This window comes from Bacillus sp. GW823-FHT06A11, from assembly GCF_058795355.1.
This window is the reverse complement of sequence record NZ_JBXAHS010000003.1, coordinates 633,874-653,059: the sequence shown is the minus strand read 5'-3', so window position 1 is coordinate 653,059 and position 19,186 is coordinate 633,874. Positions and strand designations below refer to the sequence as shown.

At 33.1% G+C, this 19,186-nt stretch carries 18 protein-coding genes and 1 pseudogene; 12 read left to right on the top strand and 7 right to left on the bottom strand.

The genetic code is table 11. The features are described 5' to 3' along the window. Positions 1–100 precede the first annotated feature (100 nt). The 3 genes from AC1Q8L_RS17570 (at position 101) to AC1Q8L_RS17560 (ending at position 3,621) form a co-directional block, all read left to right on the top strand. Positions 101–1,258 carry a serine hydrolase domain-containing protein gene (locus AC1Q8L_RS17570; RefSeq protein ID WP_000857812.1) on the top strand — a complete coding sequence of 386 codons (1,158 nt, stop codon included), beginning with the start codon at positions 101–103 and terminating at the stop codon, positions 1,256–1,258. A 759-nt stretch (positions 1,259–2,017) separates the two neighbouring features. Beyond that, a complete protein-coding gene (locus AC1Q8L_RS17565) occupies positions 2,018–3,283 on the top strand; it encodes a Y-family DNA polymerase (protein ID WP_000272621.1) in 1,266 nt (421 codons plus the stop codon). Next, on the top strand, positions 3,280–3,621 hold the full coding sequence (locus AC1Q8L_RS17560) for a YolD-like family protein (RefSeq protein ID WP_000786249.1): 342 nt from the start codon (positions 3,280–3,282) through the stop codon (positions 3,619–3,621). Before AC1Q8L_RS17565 ends, AC1Q8L_RS17560 begins: the two co-directional genes overlap by 4 nt. A 78-nt stretch (positions 3,622–3,699) precedes the next feature. Here AC1Q8L_RS17560 and AC1Q8L_RS17555 read toward each other — a convergent pair whose 3' ends face one another. Further along, positions 3,700–4,833 carry a zinc-dependent alcohol dehydrogenase gene (locus AC1Q8L_RS17555; protein WP_000649083.1) on the bottom strand — a complete coding sequence of 378 codons (1,134 nt, stop codon included), beginning with the start codon at positions 4,831–4,833 and terminating at the stop codon, positions 3,700–3,702. Between the two features lie 245 nt (positions 4,834–5,078). Here AC1Q8L_RS17555 and sasP point away from each other — a divergent pair, with 245 nt between their 5' ends. Further along, positions 5,079–5,291 carry a small acid-soluble spore protein, SasP family gene (sasP, locus tag AC1Q8L_RS17550; RefSeq protein ID WP_000002841.1) on the top strand — a complete coding sequence of 71 codons (213 nt, stop codon included), beginning with the start codon at positions 5,079–5,081 and terminating at the stop codon, positions 5,289–5,291. Positions 5,292–5,585: 294 nt separating this feature from the next. Continuing rightward, positions 5,586–6,101 carry a DUF3231 family protein gene (locus AC1Q8L_RS17545; protein WP_000512135.1) on the top strand — a complete coding sequence of 172 codons (516 nt, stop codon included), beginning with the start codon at positions 5,586–5,588 and terminating at the stop codon, positions 6,099–6,101. A gap of 35 nt (positions 6,102–6,136) precedes the next feature. On the opposite strand, the gene AC1Q8L_RS17540 is transcribed toward AC1Q8L_RS17545, so the two are convergent. The 4 genes from AC1Q8L_RS17540 to AC1Q8L_RS17525 form a co-directional block, all read right to left on the bottom strand. Continuing rightward, positions 6,137–6,613 carry a YndM family protein gene (locus AC1Q8L_RS17540; RefSeq protein WP_025118607.1) on the bottom strand — a complete coding sequence of 159 codons (477 nt, stop codon included), beginning with the start codon at positions 6,611–6,613 and terminating at the stop codon, positions 6,137–6,139. Between the two features lie 311 nt (positions 6,614–6,924). Then, positions 6,925–7,782 carry an MBL fold metallo-hydrolase gene (locus AC1Q8L_RS17535; protein ID WP_098311840.1) on the bottom strand — a complete coding sequence of 286 codons (858 nt, stop codon included), beginning with the start codon at positions 7,780–7,782 and terminating at the stop codon, positions 6,925–6,927. A gap of 685 nt (positions 7,783–8,467) precedes the next feature. Next, positions 8,468–9,217: a glucose 1-dehydrogenase gene (locus AC1Q8L_RS17530; RefSeq protein ID WP_025118605.1), complete on the bottom strand. Its 750-nt coding sequence runs from the start codon at positions 9,215–9,217 to the stop codon at positions 8,468–8,470. Positions 9,218–9,323: 106 nt separating this feature from the next. Then, positions 9,324–9,761, bottom strand: a complete 438-nt coding sequence (locus AC1Q8L_RS17525; protein ID WP_000372089.1) for an Lrp/AsnC family transcriptional regulator — start codon at positions 9,759–9,761, stop codon at positions 9,324–9,326. Positions 9,762–9,903: 142 nt separating this feature from the next. Between AC1Q8L_RS17525 and AC1Q8L_RS17520 the strand changes: the two genes are divergently transcribed. Beyond that, complete coding sequence (locus AC1Q8L_RS17520; RefSeq protein WP_000722336.1) at positions 9,904–10,485, top strand: DJ-1/PfpI family protein; 582 nt, start codon at positions 9,904–9,906, stop codon at positions 10,483–10,485. A 137-nt stretch (positions 10,486–10,622) separates the two neighbouring features. Further along, positions 10,623–11,267, top strand: a complete 645-nt coding sequence (locus AC1Q8L_RS17515) for a LysE family translocator (protein WP_000587495.1) — start codon at positions 10,623–10,625, stop codon at positions 11,265–11,267. Between the two features lie 396 nt (positions 11,268–11,663). On the opposite strand, the gene AC1Q8L_RS17510 is transcribed toward AC1Q8L_RS17515, so the two are convergent. Together AC1Q8L_RS17510 and AC1Q8L_RS17505 are read right to left on the bottom strand one after the other, a co-directional pair. Then, positions 11,664–12,041, bottom strand: a complete 378-nt coding sequence (locus tag AC1Q8L_RS17510) for a hypothetical protein (RefSeq protein WP_000916338.1) — start codon at positions 12,039–12,041, stop codon at positions 11,664–11,666. Positions 12,042–12,466: 425 nt separating this feature from the next. Beyond that, positions 12,467–13,105, bottom strand: coding sequence for an HD domain-containing protein (locus AC1Q8L_RS17505; protein WP_001174222.1), 639 nt, complete (start codon positions 13,103–13,105; stop codon positions 12,467–12,469). 714 nt (positions 13,106–13,819) lie between these two features. On the opposite strand from AC1Q8L_RS17505, the gene AC1Q8L_RS17500 reads away from it, so the two are divergent. From AC1Q8L_RS17500 to AC1Q8L_RS17480, 5 genes and pseudogenes are all read left to right on the top strand, one after another. Then, complete coding sequence (locus AC1Q8L_RS17500) at positions 13,820–14,731, top strand: pyridoxamine 5'-phosphate oxidase family protein (protein ID WP_000451623.1); 912 nt, start codon at positions 13,820–13,822, stop codon at positions 14,729–14,731. 18 nt (positions 14,732–14,749) lie between these two features. Then, on the top strand, positions 14,750–15,070 hold the full coding sequence (locus AC1Q8L_RS17495; RefSeq protein WP_001166736.1) for an iron-sulfur cluster biosynthesis family protein: 321 nt from the start codon (positions 14,750–14,752) through the stop codon (positions 15,068–15,070). Positions 15,071–15,415: 345 nt separating this feature from the next. Next, positions 15,416–16,360 (top strand): LysR family transcriptional regulator, encoded by a 945-nt coding sequence (locus AC1Q8L_RS17490; RefSeq protein ID WP_000423358.1) that lies wholly within the window; start codon positions 15,416–15,418, stop codon positions 16,358–16,360. A gap of 269 nt (positions 16,361–16,629) precedes the next feature. Next, the gene (gene asnB / locus AC1Q8L_RS17485; RefSeq protein WP_002094073.1) at positions 16,630–18,528 is read left to right on the top strand and encodes an asparagine synthase (glutamine-hydrolyzing); all 1,899 of its coding nucleotides are present in this window, start codon (positions 16,630–16,632) and stop codon (positions 18,526–18,528) included. 285 nt (positions 18,529–18,813) lie between these two features. Next, positions 18,814–19,105, top strand: a pseudogene (locus AC1Q8L_RS17480) (YolD-like family protein). Positions 19,106–19,186: the final 81 nt, after the last annotated feature.

Genomic DNA, 19,186 nt, shown 5'->3' with positions numbered 1-19,186 from the left:
TGTTGCCTTTTCATCATTTGGAGAATGGATAGCTGTGTGGTTCGTATATGACACTTCTATCAACTATCTATACAATTTTAATAGAAGAGAGGAATTTTTTATGAAAACACGCAGTAAAATTACATGTGCAAGTCTAGCACTTTTAATAGGTGGAAGTTCCCTGTTATACATAACAACAACATCAGTTGTAAAAGCAGAACCTACGCAAAATGTATCTAGTTCGTTACAAACAAGTACGCAAAGCGATCGTAATTCCGTTAAGAAAGCAATACGAGATGAACTGCAACTTGGATACCCGGGAATACTCGCTCAAATTTCTAAGGGTGGTAAAACTTGGAGTTATACCGCTGGGATAGCGGATCTGAGAACTAAGAAACCAATGAAAGCAGATTTTCGCTTTCGCATTGGTAGTGTGACGAAAACGTTCATTGCAACAGTTCTACTTCAATTATCTGGAGAGAACCGTTTGAATCTAGACGACTCCATTGAAAAATGGTTACCTGGCGTTATTCAAGGAAACGGATATGATGGTAACCAGATTACTATCCGTCAAATATTGAATCATACAAGTGGTATTGCTGATTATATAAATTCAAAAGACTTCGATATTATGGATACAAAAAAATCGTATACGGCTGAAGAATTCGTCAAAATGGGGATTTCTCTTTCCCCAGATTTTGCACCAGGAAAGGGTTGGTCTTATTCAAACACAGGTTACGTATTACTGGGGATTCTTATTGAAAAAGTAACTGGCAACAGTTATGCGGAAGAGGTTGAAAACCGAATTATTGAACCGCTTGATTTGTCAAATACATTTCTACCTGGTAATTCAAGCGTGATTCCAGGCACCAAGCATGCCCGTGGCTATTTGCAACTAGACGGAGCGAGTGAGCTAAAAGACGTTACTTATATTAACCCAGGTAGCTCGGATGGAGATATGATTTCTACTGCTGACGATTTAAACAAATTCTTCTCTTACTTACTAGGTGGTAAATTACTGAAGGAACAGCAGTTAAAACAAATGCTTACTACAGTTCCTACAAATAGGGAGGGAACCGGATATGGTCTTGGAATCCTTGAAATTAAGCTTCCGAATGGTGTCTCGGTATGGGGACACAGAGGTGGCGTTCTAGGGTTTTCCACTTTTGCTGGTGGAACACTTGGAGGCAAACATACATTGGCCGTCAATTCGAACAGTTTTAAGATTAATAATCCAGAGTCTTTTAAAAACGTTTTAATTGCTGAATTTAGCAAGTAGGCAAAAAGGAAAACTGGATACATTTATCATTTGTAATTTTAATCGGAATAGATTACCGATTAAAATTAGTATAGAGGGAATTAAGTATCTAGAAACAATCAATCCGATAATGAGAGGTGGCTAAGTAAAAGGATTGGTTTATATATTGTATTCTCTCCAGCCGATTAAAGAAGTAACAGATATAATGAGTGATTATTATGTATATATTATTGTAGTTGTGTTTGTATCGTCACTGATTATAAATTTGTATAAGGTGCGAAGTCTAATTTAGGACTTCGCACCTTTGCTGTTTAACAGCTTTTATTACTAAGCTATTAATAATAGCAAAAAGGAGAATGTAACTAGTTATGCAGATGAATCTTGGCACAGGTGCTATGTAGGAGATTTTGCTGAAAATAAATTTAGAAGAATATATGAATTAGAGACATGAAAGCTGAAATGAATTTTAGTAGTTTTTATGTTCATCAGTTACTTGAAATTCTAGCTGTTTTGTATACAGAGTTTTTCCCACCGTGATTGATAGCGCGTAAATATCATTCTTAATTATATGTAGTATGCATTGAGTGAGATTTTTTAGAACTAAATACAGTGTCATCTCCTAATGGTGAAAACAGTATTTGAATATTGTAGGGCTCTTAAGTGTTTTTAGATTTTTAAAGCCCGGTCATTTTAACCAAAATTTTCATAGAAACACCTTTAAAAAGAACATGAGTTCGTATATAATAAGAACGAATGTTCTTTTTGTTAGGAGTGATAACCTTGTATGATTATTCTCTTTTACCGAATCGTATTATTCTTTGTGTAGACCTTCGTAGCTTTTATGCAAGCGTATCATGTATTAAAAAAGGACTTGATCCAAGATATACAAAATTGGCTGTCGTAGGGGATGTGAATCAGAGCGGATCAATTGTATTAGCAGCAACACCGCCATTAAAAGCGTTAGGAATAAAGAAGATGGCTCGTTTGTACGAAATACCGAAGCGACCAGATATTATTATTGTGAATCCAATTATGCATACGTATATGAAGTGTTCAACTTTCATAACGGGTTTGGCTTTGCAGTATGTCGCACCGGAAGATTTTCATCAATATAGTATCGATGAATTTTTTATGGATATGACCGCAAGTATTCATTTGTTTGCCAGTAATCCGCGCGATTTTGCATTAAAGTTCAAGCGAGAAATATATGAACGTACAAGGATTGAAAGTACGATTGGTATTGGGCCTAATTTATTATTAAGTAAAGTAGCGATGGATGTGGAAGCGAAAAAGAATAGGGATGGAATAGCGCAGTGGACGTATGACGATATACCCGAGAAGTTATGGAGTATTAGACCACTCAGTAAATTTTGGGGTATATCGTATAAAACAGAAATGAAATTGAATCGAAAAGGTATACATACCATTGGAGAGTTAGCTCAGTATCCTTTGAAATATTTAAAGCAATCATTTGGTGTAATAGGAGAAGAATTACATCTACATAGTAACGGAATTGATTTTAGTAGAATAGCAGAAAAATACGTTCCAGTGACAACATCTATAGCGAAAAGCCAAATATTATTGCGTGATTATTCGGTAGAAGAGTTCATAGTTATTTTATTAGAGCATATAGAAGAGGTTTGTTATAGATTGAGACGAGAAAAGAAATGCGCGCAAACAATTCATTTTTCAGTTGGATATAGCAGGGAATACGGTGGGGGAATAAAAAAGGCACATACGTTAAATAGAGCAACAAATTTAACGATGGATATTTATAATGTTTGTACATATTTTTTATATGAGCGCCATACAGGAGAGCCGATTCGATCAGTAAGTGTTTCATTAACAAACCTTATTAATGAAGGGGAAGAGCAAATTTCGCTTTTCGATAACATTGTACAAAGAGAAAAAGAAATGAGATTAACGAAAGTTATGGACGAAATTCGAACACGATTTGGTAAGAACAGTATTTTACGAGGTATTTCCTACACAAGCGTCGCAACAGCAAGATATAGAAACACATTATTAGGAGGGCACAAATCGTGAAGAATGCTAATATGCCAAAAGGAAGAGGTATGGTAAAGTGGCAACCGTTTGCCAGTATGCCGGAGCAGTTCGTAGTTATTAAAGAAATGATAAAGGAGCAAACGAAAGCCTCGCGTCCAATTGTAACGCAAGATGAAAAAGAAATGATTGAAAATAAGCTATTAACTTCATTTTTAGGTGAGGAAGAGGTTTTACTTACATATTATAAAGATGGTTATTTATATAAAAATTACATAACAGTAGTGGAGATTAATCCATTAATAGAGACGATTACTTGTACGGATGCTTTTTGTAATAAGCGTACTTTTAAGTTTTTTGATGTAATTGAGATTGATTAGAATAATTTTCTATGCAGTAGGTTTATTTTTAGCAGTCTACTGCATAGAAAAATAAAAGGTTCAGTCACATAACAATTTTCAAGGTTTTAAAATAACTTTAATACAATCATCTTCACGATTATTAAAAATTTGATAACCGTAGCTTGCTTCTTCAAGGGGGATTTTGTGTGTAATAATCTCTTTTGGATCAAATTCTTTATTTGTTATTTTTTCAAATAGTTCCGGCATAAAATGAATAACAGGTGCTTGTCCCATTTTAAGATTAATATTTCTAACCCAAAATGCTCCGAGTGGAAATGCATTATAATTGCCACCATAAACGCCAGTCATTTGAACCGTTCCATATTTTCTTACGGCTTTCGTAGCGATTTGAATAGGACCGAGAGTTCCGCCTTGTAATTTTAACTTTTGTTCTAGAAATTCTAGTGGCGATTTTTTTCCATCCATGCCCACGCAATCAATGACTACATCGGCACCGCCATGTGTGATTTCCTTTAAATGTTCTCCCATATCGGGGAATTTTGTAAACTCAAATACCTCAACATTGTTAATCTTTTTTGCATAATTTATACGATAATCTAAGTAATCGACTGCGATTACGCGCTTAGCACCTTGCATCCAAGCAAATTTTTGTGTCATTAATCCAACAGGTCCACAACCTAGGACGATAACAGTATCACCTGGCTTAACACCTGCGTTTATTACACTCCAATAGGCTGTTGGCAAAACATCGGATAAAAACAGTAAAGATTCATCTTCAAGTTCGCATGATTCCGGTATAACAAATGGAGTGAAATTTCCAAAAGGAACTTTTAAATATTCTGCTTGTCCGCCTGGATGGTTACCAAATTTCTCTGTATAACCAAAGTATCCACCAGAATCATAATGAGGATTGGAGTTATCACATTGGCTTTCCATTTCATGTTGGCAATAGAAACAATGTCCACAAGAAACGTTGAAGGGGATGACAACACGATCTCCTTTTTTCACTTTAGTAACATCTGGACCAACTTCTTCAACAATGCCCATTGGTTCATGACCAATAATGTACCCTTGCGGTAAAGGCATGTTCCCTTGATATAAATGTAAATCAGAACCGCAAATAGCGGTTGAAGTAATTTTTACAATAATATCGTCTTTTTTCTCTAACTTCGCATCATCAACTTGTTTAACTTGTACTTGGTTTGGTCCTTGATAGGTTACAGCTTTCATCTCATATCTCCTTATAAATTATTTTTCATAATTTATATGTATCTCTTGGCAAAACAGAAATCTTTAGTAAAGAGAAATTTATACATATTGTTGTTATGAAAGTACGTTATAGTAGCTCTTCTTTCTTATGTCTTTGCCCTATTTTAAGAAGAAACTCAATATTTATACATAATTTAATTCCCATAAAAAGGATAATTATTATTTCATAATTTGTAGCATATTAAAAACATTGGAGGTGAAACGATATGGCAAATAATAATAGTGGAAGTCGTAATGAATTATTAGTTCGAGGCGCTGAACAAGCTCTTGATCAAATGAAATATGAAATTGCACAAGAGTTTGGTGTACAACTTGGTGCAGATACAACAGCTCGTTCAAACGGATCTGTTGGTGGTGAAATTACAAAGCGTTTAGTAGCAATGGCAGAACAACAACTTGGTGGTAGAGCTAACCGCTAAGTAAATTGGCATAAAATATAGCAAATATGTAAATCAATTTCTTTTGTGTATTCATAAAAATAAAAAACCTTATATTAAACAGATTCTCACTCAAAGATTATTGATAATCTTCTTTCATAATCTTTGAGTATTTTATTTGTAAACGACTTTCCTAAACAATAAACACGCAGTGTTGGAAAGGTGTTTTCCATGCATAGTAGAAAATCTTTTGCAGGAAAAAGCATACTTAAAAATTTGATTTCAATATTGAAATCAATATTTATTATGATATTTTCGAAAGGGAGGAATTTAAAAGTGGGTATTTTAAGTGGAAATCCTCAAAATGAACCGTTACATTACGGAGAAGTATTTGATATTTGGAGTTATCTTTTAGCAGCACAAGGTGCAATTGCAAGCCATCAAGTATTTATGAACCACACAGGTGACGAAGATTTGAAGAAGTTTTTAGAAAGCTTAATTGAAAATGATATGAATTCAGAAGTAGAAGAGTTAAAAACTCTTTTAAAGATTAATGGGGTAGCTTTACCGCCTGCTCCTCCAGAACGACCAGTTGCATCTATCGAAGACATTCCCCCAGGGGCACGTATTAATGATGTTGAAATTGCTGCTGCTGTATCTGCAGGGCTAGCAGCTGGACTTGTGACATGTAGTCAAGTGATGGGGAAATGTCTTCGAGAGGATGTAGGGATGCTATTTGGACAATTTCATATGAAAAAAGCGCAAGCAGGTGTAACGTTGCTGCGTTTAAGTAAGAAAAAAGGGTGGGTAGTTCCACCTCCATTACATGTAAGAAATTCTGATCAAGCTTAATAAACAAAAATAAAAAAGTGGCATTGGCCACTTTTTTATTTTTTAGATGTATCCTCAACTTTAGATTTATTTATTGTAGAAGAATCCATATATTCATCTGACATTTCCATAGCATATTTATCATGATGAATATGGTTGTGATTTCTTAATTCATCATCGTTACGCAGTACTAGTCTCTTCATATAAATGTGGAAGAAAACCTCTATTCCGCCAATAATTAATGCGGCTAAGAATGAAGAAAGTCCAATGTTACGAGTAGCATCTAAATTAGTAAACAAGGATGTTAGTAACCAAGTTCCGAAAAAGCTTAAGCCGAAATCTGCCATTGTAGCAATCATATTTCCGTATTTAGGTAAAATCAAGAGGTCTCCGATTAAATAGGCAGCTCCCGTAAGAAAAAGAGAAATTAGTAATACTCTAGGAATTGAAATGCCTTGAAAGATACTGAGCATGATTAGCAATACTGCAGTTATCGCTGTGTATTTAATTAATAAGGCAACAATATGTTTCATCATTTTCCTCCATTGTTTAAACGTATATGGAATACAATATTTCATTAAAAACGGATTATGCTTTTATATAGCGTAACCCGTTTTAATCACCCTTTAATGGTAAGAAGTACAACCTAGGTAAGAAGCAGGCTTATACTATAGATAGTATTTGCGGAATATCGTGCTTTATTCACAAAGGGTAGTTCCATTCTTATAATAGTGATGTTGCCTAAGTGCAATGTTTTTTATATTAAACTTAATATTTTTTGGTGTTTTGATTTTGCATTATATTTTGATTCGTTAATATAAAAACAAACAAAGTATTTCCGCATTTAATGCATCTTTTTATCTACATATTTTCCGTAATCAGGTACAGCAATTTTATCAAATTCTTGAACAAGTGTTTTGAGGCTTGTTGATAGCAAGTCACCTGACATCGGTATCCCATGTCCAGTAACAGCGGTTAGAGGCTTTAACTTCTCTAGCTTAATAACTGACCCTTTAGCAGCTTTCCAGTCTGTTGTTAAATAACGAGGCGGACCGCCTATTTCCTGTTCTTGAGTTATTACTTTATACAGATACTCCTGTTTCACTGTAACAAAAGCGTCCCCAGCAATTAAAGTTCGGTCTTTCTCTCGGAATAATGAAATATGCCCAGGAGTATGCCCTGGTGTATGAATCCATCTAAACTCTGGCATATGGGGAACAGTTCCATCGATAGGTAGTGCTTTTACGCTATATCCTAAATCAATCGGTTCATTAGGGAACAGGGGAGACATTTTCGCTACCATACCACCTTCAACTGTTGGATCTGGTTCAGGATAGCTTTGTTGTCCAGTCAAAAACGGTATCTCCATTTGATGGGCATAGACTGGAACATCCCAATATTTAATGAGTTCAATTATTCCTCCAACATGATCAAAATGCCCATGAGTTAAAATAATTGCTTTTGGACGGCTATTTGTACCAAATCGCTCCTGAGCAACAGAGATAATTTCATTTGCACATTTAGGCATTCCAGCGTCAACTAAAACAAAATCATCGGTATGCGGATTCCCAACAAAACATATGTTGACGATTTGAATCGTGTAGCAAAATAAATCAGGTAATACTTCGATGCCGTGACCACTTTCAATTGAAGTTGCTGGAATAAATTTGTAATCACTTCCATAATTCATTTCCTTGTTCACCTTTTGTCCCCCTTAATATGTTTCAATACGACATTATAGTTCCCTAATTTCTCAAATCCATTTTGGGGGATTTGAGAAAAGAATTAGTGGGGATTACAAAAAACAAAAATTAAGGTGGAGACATATCGATTTATATAAAGTGCAAACAGAAAATATTGATTTCACAAGTGTAGTTTTTACTATTTTTTGAGGAGGGGTTATGAATTAATAAAAGATTCATCTGAATATTTTAATATATTTTTATAAAAAATACAGAACGGCAGCTAATAGAAATCTATTAAATGAGGCGATTACTTGTACCGATGCTTTTTATAATCAAAGGATATTTAAGTTTTGTGATGTAATTGAGATTGATTAAATTATGCTTTTCAATAGCTATTAACAGCCCTTTCAGTGATACTAATATCTCTTACTAGCTATATGATATATTCTATTTTTTATCTAACTAACGCTCTTAGTGTAGTTGGTGTCCTTGCATTGAGTACTTCATGGTTTTTATTCACTTTCAAATGTTTCATCCGAAAGAAAAACAGAAACCCCTTCTTTATTAGAGATAGGAAATTCCAGTTCATCTTTTTTATAGACAGTTCAATTGTATTTCAAATTCACATGATGATTCGGTAAATCACCTTGGATAAAGTAGGCTTTATTGATAGCGAATCTGTATTTCTTGATTGATTACCGCCTATTCCTCATACATCATTTTCCTCGTCATTCCACCGTCTACGACAAGGTTTATACCTGTAACAAAATCATTTTCACTGGCTGTTAAATACAGACAGGCTCGTGCAATATCATCTGGTGTTCCTACACGCTTTGATAGGTGCTGTTCATGATCAATTTTACTTAATTTTGAATAATCTCCTGTTTCAATCCAACCTGGGGAAATAGCATTCACTGTAATCCTATCTTCGCTAAATGAGGCTGCGAGCGCATGTGTAATAGCAACGATCCCACCTTTTGTGGCAGCATAAGATTCTGAATTTGGCTCAGACATAATCGCCCTTGTAGAGGCGATATTCACAATAGATCCACCTTCTTTGTTATGACGCATATACTTTGCTGCTTCACGCGAACCCAAGAAAACACTTCTTAAGTTTGTATTGATCACATCGTCCCATTCTTCTAACGAAATATCGTAAGGGGACTTGAATAACTCTTTTCCGGCATTATTGATTAAAATATCTATCTGACCGTATGTTTGATTAGCTACTTCCATTAATCGAATAATATTTGTTTCGAGCCTTATATCTGTTTGTACGAAAAGTGCTTCTTTACCCTGTTCTTTTATCTTAGTAACTATTTTTGCACCTGCTTTTTCGTCTATATCTGCTAAAATAACATTGGCCCCTTTTTCTGCATAATGTAAAGCAATTTCTCTCCCGATTCCATTTCCAGCCCCTGTTATGATCACTGATTTATTAGAAAAATTCATTGTAATTACACTCCTTTTAAAAAAATATAACGTCTTTATTTTTTTATATAACATACAAAAATTATCCTTCTGCATAAGCAATAGTTAATTAATTATGCTAGTATTTTTACTCTTCACTAATAAAAGGAGTAATTATCTTTTTTTCATAAGAAGATAACACAATATTCGTTGATGGAGTACCATATTGCATTGAATCATCAATAAATTGTTCTAAACTTTCTACAGAATGTGTTGCTATTTTGACAATATAGCTAATTTCTCCTGCTACTCTATAACACTCGAGTACATCTGGATGATTATAGCAAAAGTTAGATAATGATTTACAATTTGTTGATTTAAACAGTATAAGTGCAGAAATTGGACGATTTATTTTTTTTAGAGAAACATGTGCATGGTAACCTTCAATAATTTGTTGTTCCTCTAACTTTCGTACTCGCTCAGTTACTGACGGGGAAGATAAGTGAACCGCTTCCGCTAAATCCTTCATTGAAATTTTTGCATTTGACTGTAATAGTCCCACGATTTTTTTATCAATTTGATCCATAAATTACCCAGCCTTTTTTTATAAAATAGAATAACCTAAATTCTTTATAAAATAAAGCCGAACAATCAAATATCCTTATTGAACTTATTTATCAGCCTTCTATACTTGTATAAAATAAGGGTAGAAGGAGGCGGTTTACGATATGAAAAAGATTTTATTATTATTAGCTGACGGGTTTGAAGCAGTAGAAGCTAGTGTATTTACAGATGTACTAGGCTGGAATAAATGGGAGGGAGATGGATCAACCGAGGTCGTAACAGTTGGTCTTCGGAATAAATTAACTTGTACTTGGAATTTTACTGTCATACCGGAAAAAACGGTTGATGATATTCAATTAGATGAATTTGATGCACTAGCTATTCCAGGAGGATTTGAAGAGGCGGGTTTTTATCGGGATGCATACAGTAGAGAATTCTTACATGTTATTCAACATTTTTATGCCAAGCAGAAGCCTATTGCCAGTATTTGTGTTGCATCATTAACGCTTGGCAAAAGTGGAATTCTTGTAGGTAAAAAAGCTACCACATACAGTCATCCAACGAGTAAACGAAAAGAGCAGTTAAAGAATTTTGGTGCAATAGTACAAAATGATTTAATAGTACAAGATGGAAATATTATTACATCATCAAATCCAGGCACAGCTTTTGATGTTGCGTTTTTATTACTTGAAAAATTAACATCTAAAAAGAATGCTGAACATGTAAAGGACCTTATGGGATTTTAGGCATGTATTCTTTTTGTGGGTTTTTTGTGCTTGCTAGAAGTAATGTGAAAAGTCGCCGTGCTCTGGCTCTATTTGCTGAACCCGAGGAAAAAGAAAAAGGGTTTGATTATTACAATACTTATAATAGGAGAATTTTTATGATTATAACACTTTTCACATATATATTGTTAGGTTTATCTTTAGCGATACCTGCAGGTGCTATGACAGTCCAAATGACTAAACAAGGAATGAGAAATGGTTTCGTACATGGTTGGTTTGTAGGTATAGGAGGAATGACTGTAGATTTATCTTTAATAGTTCTGATTTATCTAGGGTTCTCTAGTGTATTAACCAACCCATGGGTAGAAACAGTTATGTGGCTACTAGGTTTTGTATTTTTAATGTTTATTGGAATAGAAAGTATTAAAGAGGCAAAGTCAGAAGTTAACATGGAGGGAGAAGATCCTAATAAATCTTTATTATCAGCTTATTTATCTGGTTTTATGATTGCTATATCACCGGCTAATATTGTATTTTGGATAGGGGTTTTTGGTCCGGTTCTAGTTTCTTCATTAGGTAATGCAAGCACATCTACATTTATATTAATAGCTGTAGGTATTTTATTAGGTATCTTAATGCATGATATGATCTTATTAAGCTTTGTTCATTTTACTAGACGTTTTCTAAATCCAACCTTTATTAAAAGGGTATCTATATTTGCCGCAATAGTCCTATTCGGATTTAGTGGTTATTTTGGTTACGAGTTTATAAAACAAGTAATGACTTTTATCTCAAAAGCATAGTTCTTATACACTTAAATAGGATGGTTATAAGGTAAATGAAAAAGATACGTATTTTAAACGTAACGTAATTGTAAATATGTTATATCATGTAGGCACCCCCTTAGGAATTCATTGATCCCTGAGGGGGTCTTTAAATTCCTTACACGTAGCCTTTAGAAAAAGAAACGACCTCTACTATAATTGATGTTGTATGAGCTTAGCTCGATAGCGATGAGGTACTACCCGTATTTTAACGAAAATATACGCTAAGCAAACTTCGATATAAAAGAAGCCGAATTTTCTACTTTAAGTAACTTTCGTCTTCAATTCTTTATAAGTTAGTTGCCACTTCGTTTTCTCCATATTCTTTCACTATTTTATAAAAAGTATTTTTCTTTAGTTTCAATAGCCCCGAACTTAACTCCCGTTAGTTCTCCATTTTGCCACTTTGGATAAGTTTCTTCTATAGTTCATGTGTTGGATGGAGTGTGAGGCTCCAATCTTGCATTCCATTTCTTTGTTCTCTTCGAAAATTCTTCTTATGTAATCTGTTGCGATTGCTTGTAAACAAGTACTTAAGTCCTGGCTTAAATAGTGATACATTTGCAGTTGTCTTTTAACATATTCTTGTTGTTTTGAGTTTGATTTTTTGATCATAGCAATCACAGCATCGTATTCGAAAAAGAAATGTTTTTTGTTAACTTCAATTATAAAAACATCATTTTGAACAGGATTTTCAAAGAAAAATTGCTCAAAGAATGTAGGGTGGGTCTCGTTATGCACAAGTTTTAACATAGATTATTGCTCCTTTAACTGTTTGATTTTATATTGTGTTACCTAATAATATTTTTAAGCTGGAGTAGCACTACATTGCTATTAAGCTAAGAAATACATTCTTTCTCAACACGAAAAAAATGAACTGAATTTCTATGGACAACTATGAAAGGATAAAATTTTCGTTTTGGGGATACTTCAAAATCTTAGGTTGGTGGGCATGTATGGAGTGCCCAAAAATTGATCCTTCTATTATTAGATATTATTTGCTTAAAAAAGCTTGCCATTAATGAAAATGGCAAGCTTTTTATCTCTATGAGTAATATTTCACTACATTAAATTAGAAATTAATTAGCTCGTTCTAATTTTTATATAAAAAGGAAGCAAAATCGTAACCAACTTATTTTGTAGATATTTCCTTTTTCTAATAGTCATAAGTGTAATGACTATTCTTTCCAAGGTGAATGTAAAACGCAATCACAGAAATTTTTGCGTTTAAAGCCTGGAAGAAGCAATGAGCAAACATCTGCTTTAATATTTCCGAAAGTAGTTTCAGGTTTATGAGCGAAACCTTCAAGGAAAGCAGGAAGGATTTTTTGTTTGAAATTATCTCGAGGGAAAGCAGATACAACTTGTTCACGAATTTCCTCTGAAATTTCGTCATACCCATCTCCCATAACATCGTAACCTACCCCAGAATAAATTAATGAAACTTGGGGTTCTTTATATTCAGCAATTCCAATCGTTGTGTGAAGTGCAATCGAATCCCAAACCAGTCTAATTGACTCATTATCCATGCCATGTTGTTGAAGGAAACTACGTGCAGCATTTGCACCATCTACTTCAAAACGTTTGTCTGGACTACTAAATTTCTTTGTGAGCCCAAGATCATGGAATAGAGCACTAACATATAATAGCTCTTCATCATACTTAAGATCAGCTTTTTTTCCTTGAAGAGCACCGAATAAGTAAACACGATTTGAATGATTCCATAGTAAATCGTTACCATATTCACGAAGAATTTCTTGCGCCTCTACTGCTATTTTACTATCTGGAATTACTATACCTGCAACTGTTTTTTGCATATAAATTGCCTCCTATAAATAATTGATATTGTCCATTTTCTTGCTAGCTCATGAGCTTAACTTAATTATATAAAGCATCTATTATTTATCAATGTAATCATTTCTATCATTTTCATAGAAGGTATCTATGATTAAGGTTTCAATAAATCATAAAGAAACAAACCCAAATAACTACTTTTAACTTAAAAAACTTTGGCGCCTCCTATTTTACGAATTAAATCTATCCTTAATATAAATGTTTTATGTACTTAAAATGATAGATGATATCTATGTTAACTATAGAAATTATAGAATTGATTAATAGGTAACTGAGAGTTAAACTGAAGTTGCTTTACAAGATAGCAATACGAAATGATAAGTAACTTTAATAGATAAAAATCTCACGATAAGGGGTATATAAAGTATCTTGTAAAGCGTGGCTTTAAACGTAAAGATATCTGTATATATTTAGGTTAGAACTTAAAGGTAATCCTTTGAATCCATTATGCTTTTGCAAAAGAGGACTAGTGTGAAATGAAGTTATTTTCTTGTAGTGAATGGCTTTCATTCTTCTATGTATATTAATAAAAAGTAATGAAAGCTTGTTGATGGCAAAACTTATATTATCAATGTTCGCTTTACATTTTTGGGGAATACGATGTTTTTTATTTCATTTAAGTATTTGAAGGTGTTTTAGCTAGTCCGCTATTGCAAAGTAGATTGGAGGAATAATAAATGGAGGTTTTTCATTCTGGAGAGCGTACTGTACACGATTTACTAGGTGTACAAAAGATTGCAAGCACTGCAAGTACAATGATTCAACAGACAATGACGAAAAAGTTCATAAATTTTCTAAATGGACAGAATTCATTCGTGGTATCTTCTATGGATCAACAGGGGAGAGTTTGGAGTTCATTTTTAGCAGGAAACCCTGGTATCATACAAGCTATCGAAGCTGACTTAGTTAAAATCAATACAAAAATAAATGAAGGTGATCCTTTATTTTTTAATATTTTACAACACAAGGAAGTAGGAATTTTAGTAATTGATTTTGCTTCCAGAATAAGAATACGAATAAATGGTAAGGTTTCGATGATTTATCCAGATGGAAACTTTGAAATCAAAATTGAACAAGTATTCGGTAATTGTCCTAAATATATACAGGCGAGAAGATTCGAATATAAAGCTGTTGAAGAAATTGTAAATAAGAAACTTCATCCGCGTAACACTTTAAATAAAAAGCAACAGAATTGGATTAGTGAATCCGATACTTTTATTATTGCAAGTGCAAGTTCTGAGGGAAAGATGGACATTTCCCATAGGGGTGGGATGCCAGGATTTGTTCATGTCATTAATGAAAAAACAATTATATTTCCAGATTACTCAGGAAACATGTTGTTCAATACTTTAGGAAATATTGTCCAAAATCCAAATGTTGGGTTATTGTTTTTTGATTTTAATACTGGGGATACATTACAAATCACAGGAGAAGCAAGTATCATTTGGAACATGGATAAAGATAATCTCTCAAAGTTTCCTGGTGCGCAACGTTTAGTACAATTTCAAATAATTGAAGTACTTGAAGCGCTTTGTTACGAATCTTATAATTGGGAATTTTTGAATTATTCTACTTTCAATCCAAAATAGAAAAGGCGGGAAAATATTATGCAAATTAATGTTACTGTTACAGAAGCTGCTATTAAACATTTCGAAAGTTTAGAGACTAAATATCCTAACCATTTTCGATTTCTACAATATGAAATGGGAGGCTGCGGGCGTCCATTGGATGGGGTTGTAAGAATACAATTAATTAAATCAGATGTAGGTTTCGAAGAAATTCAAACAAACTGGAAATCATTTTATATAAACAAAGCCTCTTTAGCTTTTCTTGATGATAATTTAACTATTGATTTCTTTGAAGGGTTTCAAATTAGAAGCTCTAGTCAAACTTATAGTCACAACATCCCTTTAGAAGTTGAAAAATAAGGGTACTCATTGTTAAATAGATAGAAATTTTTAAGCTGAAAGGTGAAATAAATCATATATAGCCAACGAAATTTTTGTAAGGGAAAGGCTATAGGACATTAAATATACCCACTAAGAAAATTTATTATCGAATCCCAAATAACAAAAGCGTAATTTTCTCTAGTAAATTTAATTAGAGAAAGTTACGTTTTTTTATAAATGAAGGAATAGAACATTTAGGCAATAATACAGTAAAGGGAGAGTACGGAGCGATTATAAGGCTGAAAAATTAAGGATTTCTCATAATATGAATAAAGATATGCAAAGAAATATAATTATTTTTTAAAAAAAGGAGATTATTTTTATATGGAATTAAGACAGTTAGAGTATTTCATGACACTTTATAAAGAACTTCATTTTACAAAAGCAGCAGATAAGCTAGGTATTACGCAACCTACATTAAGCCATCAAATTAAAGCTCTTGAAGACGAAATAGGTATGCCGTTATTTGACCGCATGGGAAAGAAAATAGCCATAACTGACGTTGGTTCTATTTTAGCCAACGAATGTAAAAATATTTTTAATGCATTAGATAATGTAAAAGAACAAATCAGTGAATTAAAGGAGATAAAAGGAGGTAAAATAGCAATTGCCACTTTGCCTGGCGAACTAACAGACTTAGTCTCCACTTTATTATTAGATTTTCATAAAAATTATCCAGAGGTAACAGTAAAAATTATAAGTTCAGATGAAATACTAGAATTAATAAACCAGAATCAGGTTAATTTTGCTGTTACAATTGATTCTTCCGAGTACGTATTCGAAGATGAAAAAATTGTAAAAGTACCATTATATACAGAAGAGTTATTTTTAGTGGTATCAAATAACCATTCACTAGTTAATGAACAAGAAATACAATTCTCAGAATTGAATAAATTACCATTAATCTTGTTCCCAGACAGTCATGAATGCAGAAAGTTATTGAATTATACATGTTTACCACAAAAAATAAACTTGTCTCCAATTATTGAGACCTCTAGTATCGAATCGTTATTTGATCTTGTTAGAAATGGATTTGGCGTGACAATTGTCTCTAAAACTTTACTTGATATTACTGTAGATAATGATGTATTAGCAATTCCTATAGTAAATCCTAGAATTAGTAGGAAAGTTAACCTTATTTTACGTAGAGATAAATTTATTGGGTTTGGCACTAGAAATTTTATTGAATTGCTTACAAATGAAATTATAAAATTAGGATTTCCTATTTCTGAACAAAGTAAAGAACAGATTAGAAAATTAATTAAATAGTGATTGAATTTCGAATAACTATTAGAGGGGAGATAGAACATATCTATCATTATAATAGAAAAAGTAACATTGCCCTATCTTGTTATAGATATATAATTTAATTAAAGTTTCAATTAGTTTAGATCATCAAAAAAATGTCCTTTTTATCTAAATTTCTTAGAACTTATTTGTGAAGCTTTAATTGACGAGCGTATTTTTTTGACTTTTATTGAAAGTGGATTACACTATAAAAATTTTAGAGAGTAGATAATTTGAAAGTAGGTAAAAAAATGTGTGGCTATGTAGGATGTTTGTATAATACTGCAAAAAGATATTCAGAAACAGAAAAAATACAATTTGAAAATATGACGAATCTGTTATACCACCGTGGTCCAGATGACCAGGGATATTTTCGTGACGAGCATGTTCAATTTGGGTTTAGACGGTTAAGTATTATTGATTTGGATGCGGGACATCAACCGCTAGCATATGATAATGAACGCTATATACTTATGTTCAATGGTGAAATTTATAATTATATAGAATTACGTGAAATGTTAATTAAACAGGGAGCATGTTTTTCAACTCAGTCAGATACGGAAGTTATTGTTGCATTATATGCCCAAGTAAAAGAAGAATGTGTAAATTATCTTCGTGGAATGTATACTTTTGTAATTTGGGACCGTCAAGAGAAAAAATTATTTGGTGCTCGCGATCATTTTGGAATTAAACCACTTTACATTGCACAACAGAACGATATAACTTTCTTCGCATCTGAAAAGAAAAGTATCCTACATGTAATGCAAGATAAGGGTGTAAATCCAACTGCTCTCCAACATTATTTTACATACCAATACGGACCAGAACCAGAAACATTAACAAATGATATTAATAAAATTGAACCTGGTCATTATTTCATAAAAGAAATTGGAAAAGAGATAGAGGTTTATCGCTACTGGAAACCATATTTCAATGCTTCAGATAACAAAAAAGAGGAACACATTCGAGCAATTCGTGATGTATTATATGACTCAGTAAAAGTACATATGCGTAGCGATGTTCCAGTGGGTGCATTCTTATCTGGCGGGATTGATTCATCTATTATTGCTTCTATTGCAAAAGAAATAAATCCAAATCTCCTAACATTCTCTGTTGGTTTTGAGCACCGTGGATTTAGTGAAATAGATGTAGCGAAAGAAACTGCTGAGAAATTAGGAGTAAAAAACTATAGTGTATTGGTAACACCACAAGAATTTATGAATGAATTCCCAAAAATCATGTGGCACATGGATGACCCATTAGCAGATCCAGCAGCAGTACCATTGTACTTTGTTGCAAAAGAAGCACGTAAACATGTAACAGTTGTTCTGTCTGGTGAAGGTTCAGACGAGCTATTTGGCGGATATAATATTTATCGTGAGCCAAACTCTTTAAAAATGTTCTCATACATTCCCACTTCCGGGAGAACGGTTTTAAAAGCTTTAAGTGGAGCACTTAAAGAAGGGTTTAAAGGGAAAAGTTTTCTAGAGCGTGGATGTACACCAATTGAAGAACGTTATTATGGTAATGCAAAGATCTTTCGTGAAGAAGAGAAGATTAAGTTAATAAAGTCTTACAATGAAAGTGTTAACTATAAGGATGTTACCAAAGCATTGTACAATGAAATTAAGGATTATGATGATGTAAGTAAAATGCAATACATTGATATGTACACATGGTTACGTGGAGATATTTTATTAAAAGCGGATAAAATGTCTACAGCTCACTCACTAGAATTACGTGTTCCATTTCTAGATAAAGAAGTCTTTGATGTCGCTTCTAAAATTCCAACAGAATTAAAAATTGCCAATAGAACTACAAAGGCTATTTTACGTGAAGCCGTACGTGGTATTGTTCCAGATCATGTACTAGATCGTAAGAAACTCGGTTTTCCAGTGCCAATCCGTCATTGGTTAAAAGATGAAATGTATGACTGGGCTCTGAATATTATTAAAGAAAGTAAAACCGAACATTTAATTGATAAAAAATATGTATTAAACTTACTGGAGGCACATCGCACAGATAAAGGTGATCATAGTCGTAAAATTTGGACAGTACTAACCTTTATGGTATGGCATCAAATTTATATAGAACATACATATGATACAAATTTATTTAGTGAAGAGTGTCGAGTATATAATTTAGTTTAAATTTATATGTCCATCAATTTAAGAATTATATAACGCCTTCAAACAAAACTGTCCATTTTTACTTGGAGGGAAAGCATCAACAAAACGTGAATTTCGTACGCTAAGCAATTTTCAACATAGAAAAGGCCGATTCCCTGTACGCTAAGGGAATTGGCCTTTTTTATCAGTGTAAGAAACATTCAACCAATCATTACATATCATCATTAAAATACGAACGTATATACTTCAATAACAGCTAACCAAATGATAGGAAAAACACTGTAGTATATTTAACTGCTTGCTAGTATGCCAGAGCAGTTCGTCTGTATTAAAAAAATGATACAGGAGCAAACAAAGATTCCGCGCCCAATCTTAACGCAAGATGCAAAAGAAAGGATTGAAAATAAGCTGTTAACTTCATATTTAGGTGAAGAAGAGGTTTTACTTACATATTATAAAAATAGCTATCTATATAAAAATTACATAACAGAAGCTGGTATAAATCCAGTAAATAAGACAATTACTTGTACGGAGGACGGAGGATGCTTTTCATAATCAAAGGATGTTTAAGTTTGGTGATGTAGTTGAAGTGAATTAGAGGAGGCATATCTCTTCCTAAGTTAATTATATCATGTAAATCAAGTTCGAAATAGACTATTTATTCGTATTGACTCCTGCT

Bases quoted from the DNA above. Each gene is read 5' to 3' on its own strand.
- AC1Q8L_RS17570 (WP_000857812.1), top strand. From the start codon at position 101: ATGAAAACACGCAGTAAAATTACATGTGCAAGTCTAGCACTTTTAATA.
- AC1Q8L_RS17555 (WP_000649083.1), bottom strand. From the start codon at position 4,833: ATGAAAGCTGTAACCTATCAAGGACCAAACCAAGTACAAGTTAAACAA.
- sasP (WP_000002841.1), top strand. From the start codon at position 5,079: ATGGCAAATAATAATAGTGGAAGTCGTAATGAATTATTAGTTCGAGGC.
- AC1Q8L_RS17540 (WP_025118607.1), bottom strand. From the start codon at position 6,613: ATGAAACATATTGTTGCCTTATTAATTAAATACACAGCGATAACTGCA.
- AC1Q8L_RS17530 (WP_025118605.1), bottom strand. From the start codon at position 9,217: ATGAATTTTTCTAATAAATCAGTGATCATAACAGGGGCTGGAAATGGA.
- AC1Q8L_RS17525 (WP_000372089.1), bottom strand. From the start codon at position 9,761: ATGGATCAAATTGATAAAAAAATCGTGGGACTATTACAGTCAAATGCA.
- AC1Q8L_RS17520 (WP_000722336.1), top strand. From the start codon at position 9,904: ATGAAAAAGATTTTATTATTATTAGCTGACGGGTTTGAAGCAGTAGAA.
- AC1Q8L_RS17515 (WP_000587495.1), top strand. From the start codon at position 10,623: ATGATTATAACACTTTTCACATATATATTGTTAGGTTTATCTTTAGCG.
- AC1Q8L_RS17510 (WP_000916338.1), bottom strand. From the start codon at position 12,041: ATGTTAAAACTTGTGCATAACGAGACCCACCCTACATTCTTTGAGCAA.
- AC1Q8L_RS17505 (WP_001174222.1), bottom strand. From the start codon at position 13,105: ATGCAAAAAACAGTTGCAGGTATAGTAATTCCAGATAGTAAAATAGCA.
- AC1Q8L_RS17500 (WP_000451623.1), top strand. From the start codon at position 13,820: ATGGAGGTTTTTCATTCTGGAGAGCGTACTGTACACGATTTACTAGGT.
- AC1Q8L_RS17495 (WP_001166736.1), top strand. From the start codon at position 14,750: ATGCAAATTAATGTTACTGTTACAGAAGCTGCTATTAAACATTTCGAA.
- AC1Q8L_RS17490 (WP_000423358.1), top strand. From the start codon at position 15,416: ATGGAATTAAGACAGTTAGAGTATTTCATGACACTTTATAAAGAACTT.
- asnB (WP_002094073.1), top strand. From the start codon at position 16,630: ATGTGTGGCTATGTAGGATGTTTGTATAATACTGCAAAAAGATATTCA.